Origin of the sequence: Trueperella sp. HMSC08B05 (assembly GCF_001808405.1) — a bacterium.
Classification (GTDB): domain Bacteria; phylum Actinomycetota; class Actinomycetes; order Actinomycetales; family Actinomycetaceae; genus Trueperella; species Trueperella bernardiae.
Map to the genome: position 1 here is coordinate 1 of NZ_KV793265.1, position 3,413 is coordinate 3,413.

Genomic DNA, 3,413 nt, shown 5'->3' on the forward strand with positions numbered 1-3,413 from the left:
CCCGGGCGGAAGATAAAACTCCAGGTCAGAACACTGCTCTCCCACCGATGAAGAAACTACTACCCTCAGGTGTCCAGTTCAGGCTCAACCTGCGCATCAACACCAACTTCGTGGATGGGCGGGCAACCCCGCACTACGATGGCCCTATGAGCCTGAGTAATCCTGATCTGTATACGCCCGGTGGGTATGTCGTCCTCGATTTTGAGACGACGGGTTTCTCATTCGACCACGGGGACCGGGTGCTTGAAGTCGGCGTCGTGAAGCTCGACCCCGACGGGCGCATCGTCGGCACCTTCGAGACGCTCATTAACCCCATGCGGCACGTGGGCGCCACGGAGATCCACGGGATCAGCGCGTCTGACGTGGTGGCTGCACCCGTATTTGGCGACATCGCCGAACACTTCGCTGCTATCTTGGACGGAAGCGTCTTCGTGGCGCACAACGCCAGCTTCGATGCGCGCTTTGCTCACGGCGAGCTCACGGCAAGCGGGAACTTCCGCGGTAAGTCCATCCCCTACCTGTGCACGATGACGCTGGCCAAGCAGTATAAGGTCGGCAGGACAGCCAAGCTAAGCGACGTCACCCTCGCCCTCGGGATCCACAACAGCCAGGCGCATAGCGCGCTCGCCGACGCGATCGCCACCGCGCAGGTACTCGAATACTTCCTTCGCGAGACGTCGGCCAGCAAGGATCCTTTGTGGCGCAAGGTGGTGGCGGCCGCGAGCACCTGCGCGGATTATTGCCACGGCGAACTGACCGAGGATCCACTGCACGTCACGCGCGCCGACGCCGCCCGGGCGCGGGAAGCATTGCGTAGCGGGGCGTGGGTGAACAAGGCGGTGGGCGCGCGGGACATCCCGGCCGAGTCGTTGGCGGCGCAGTACTTCCGCTTGCTTGATGACGTGTTTCTCGATCGGGATCTGTCGGCTGCCGAGGAGCGGCAGCTCCTCGAGTTCGCGGCGCAATACCAGCTGTCGAGCGTGGCGTTGGCGGACTTCCACCAGCGTTACCTGCGGTCTCTTGTCGCGGCGGCCTGGGCGGACGGCGTGGTCACGCGGGAGGAGCGGGAGACGATTGAGGTCGTGGGCAGGTACCTCGGCATCCCGCCCGAGGTTCGTGAGGTGGGCTTGCCGACGACGACGGCGCCCGGCTCGCCGACTGTTGTGACGGCACCCGCACCGGAGGGCGAGGTTCGCAGCGGCCTGCTTGATTCGTGCATCGTGCTTGCCCCGGGCGATCGCGTGACTGTGACGGGTCCGGTGCTGCGCACGCATTCCGAGTGGGAAGCACTCTTTGGGGCGCACAACATTGCGGTGGCGGGCCTGGCGAAGAAGACGAAAGTGCTGATCGCGGGAGATATCAACTCGATGAGTGGCAAAGCCAAGAAGGCCCGCGACTACGGGATCCCAGTAATTTCTGAGGCGGCCGCCGACGAGCTGATCCGGTTCACCGAGGGCGGGCTTTAGCGCACCGCCAGGCTGAGAGCCGGCCCAGCAAAAGGACCTACCGCGCCGCCTGCCGCCCCGTTACGATAGTTCTGCACATCACACCAGCGAGTGCCGCGTAGCTCCCGGCGCTCCTTATCTTGAGGACGTTTCGCAGTGAAACTTCATTTCTCCCGCACACGAACCGGTTTACGTTCGCGCTTTTCAGCTCTCGCCTCCGCCGCGATCCTCACGCTCGCGCTCGCCGTGCCGGCCGCCCTCCCAGCCGCGGCCGCGCTCGATGGAGACACTAACCCTACCGCTCGGCCCGCTGCTTCGATCCTCTTCTTCCAAGACGGCCACGACATCGCGCCCGTCAAGCAGGGCACCAAGGATAGCCCCGAGTTCCATGGCGGCATCGCCCGCCTCTCCACGGTGTTGGCCGAGCAGAAGGTGCTAGGCATTCCGGTTGACGTGGCGTTCGGCGGCGACCTCGGCGGCGGCACCCTCTTCGGCGCGCTCTTCCGCGGGAGCGCAATGGTCGATGCGTTTAACCAGGTCGGGGTGGACGTCGCGGGCTTCGGCCAACACGACTTCGACTACGGCCTCGACACCCTCCGCGCAAACATCGCGAACTCGACCTTCCCGTGGGTCTCCTCGGACCTGTCGGTTGCAGGCGCACCAATCAACGGCGAATCAAACGTGGCCCTTATCCGCCAGGTCGGCGACATCAAGGTCGGCTACATTGGCCTCACCCTCGGCATGGAAACGACCTCGGCCGGCAAGGATGTGCAGCAGGCCGACTACGTTGCCGCCGCGAAGGCGGCTGTCGCCAAGCTCGAGGGCGCGGACGTCGTCGTCGCCCTCGCCCAGTTCCCCATAGCCGCGGACGCCACGCGCCTGCTGACCGAGGTGCCGCAGATCGACGTCGTGCTCCGCGAGGAGAACGCCTTCGCGCAAGAGGGCAACGACATCACCGCGCTCCCCGACGGCCGCTTCGCCGTGGCGCCGGAGGGCAACTACGGCTCGCTCGCGCGGATCGATTTCTTCAAGAACGACGACGGCACGTGGCGCGCCACGCACACCGAGGTGCAGGTCAACGGCACGGTGGCCGAGGATCCCGCGCTCCTGCCCCTCCAACAGAAGTACATGCAGGAGTTGGAGGAGCGGCTCGCAAAGGAAGTCGCCTGCTCCGACCAGGCCTACTCCCGCCCACAGCCGCTCGGCGCGCTCGCCGCGGAGGCCTTCCGCAACGCCGTGGGCGCCCAGATCGGCTGGCTCAACGCGGGAGGCATGCGCGCCGACCTCGCCGCCGGCCCACTCGCCATGAAAGACATCCTCGCGGTCTTCCCTTACGACAACAAGATCATGAAGGTGCAGGTCACGGGCGCGCAGCTCCGCCAGGCTCTCGAGCAGGGCGCGGACTCCTCCCCCGCTGGCAACAGCGGCGGCTACCCCATCCTTTCCGGGGCCAGCTTCTCCTACGACGCCGATGCCGCTCCCGGCACCAAGATCGCCGATCTCAAGCTCGCCGACGGGGCACCCATCGGTGACTCGGACGTATTCACCTTGGGCGTGACGAACTACGTGGTCAATGGTGGAAACAACGTCACCGCGTTCGGTTCGGCGAAGGTGCTGGTGGATTCGGGGTTCGCCGGGTCTGACTTCGATGCGCTCGTGGCGCACTTCGCCGCGACCAGCAACTGCGAGACGCCGGATCCGGGCGAGACCCCCGATCCCGCCCCGGACGAGGCACCGACCCCCGCCCCGGGCGACACGCCCGGCGAGAACGGCAGCCCCGGCAAGGAGCCGTCGACCGCGCCGAACTCCGGCACCACGACGCCCGGCGGAAAACCCGGCACCACGAACCGGCTCCAGAATACGGGCGCGAACGTGGTGGGGCTCGGTGTAGGCGCGGCGCTTGCCGTGGCGGCCGGCGCCTCGCTCGCCCTAACCGCGCGGCGGCGCCGGGGCTAGGCGGCCGTCAAA

2 protein-coding genes are annotated in these 3,413 nt (G+C 66.6%); both read left to right on the top strand.

The features are described 5' to 3' along the window. The first annotated feature begins 47 nt into the window (after positions 1-47). Positions 48-1,466, top strand: coding sequence for an exonuclease domain-containing protein (locus tag HMPREF3167_RS07205; RefSeq protein ID WP_070446272.1), 1,419 nt, complete (start codon positions 48-50; stop codon positions 1,464-1,466). A 135-nt stretch (positions 1,467-1,601) separates the two neighbouring features. Then, positions 1,602-3,401, top strand: coding sequence for a bifunctional metallophosphatase/5'-nucleotidase (locus tag HMPREF3167_RS07210; protein ID WP_070446274.1), 1,800 nt, complete (start codon positions 1,602-1,604; stop codon positions 3,399-3,401). The last annotated feature ends 12 nt before the right edge of the window (positions 3,402-3,413 follow it).

What these genes read in the sequence shown, in the direction of transcription:
- HMPREF3167_RS07205 (WP_070446272.1), top strand. Translation starts at nt 48, where the DNA reads ATGAAGAAACTACTACCCTCAGGTGTCCAGTTCAGGCTCAACCTGCGC.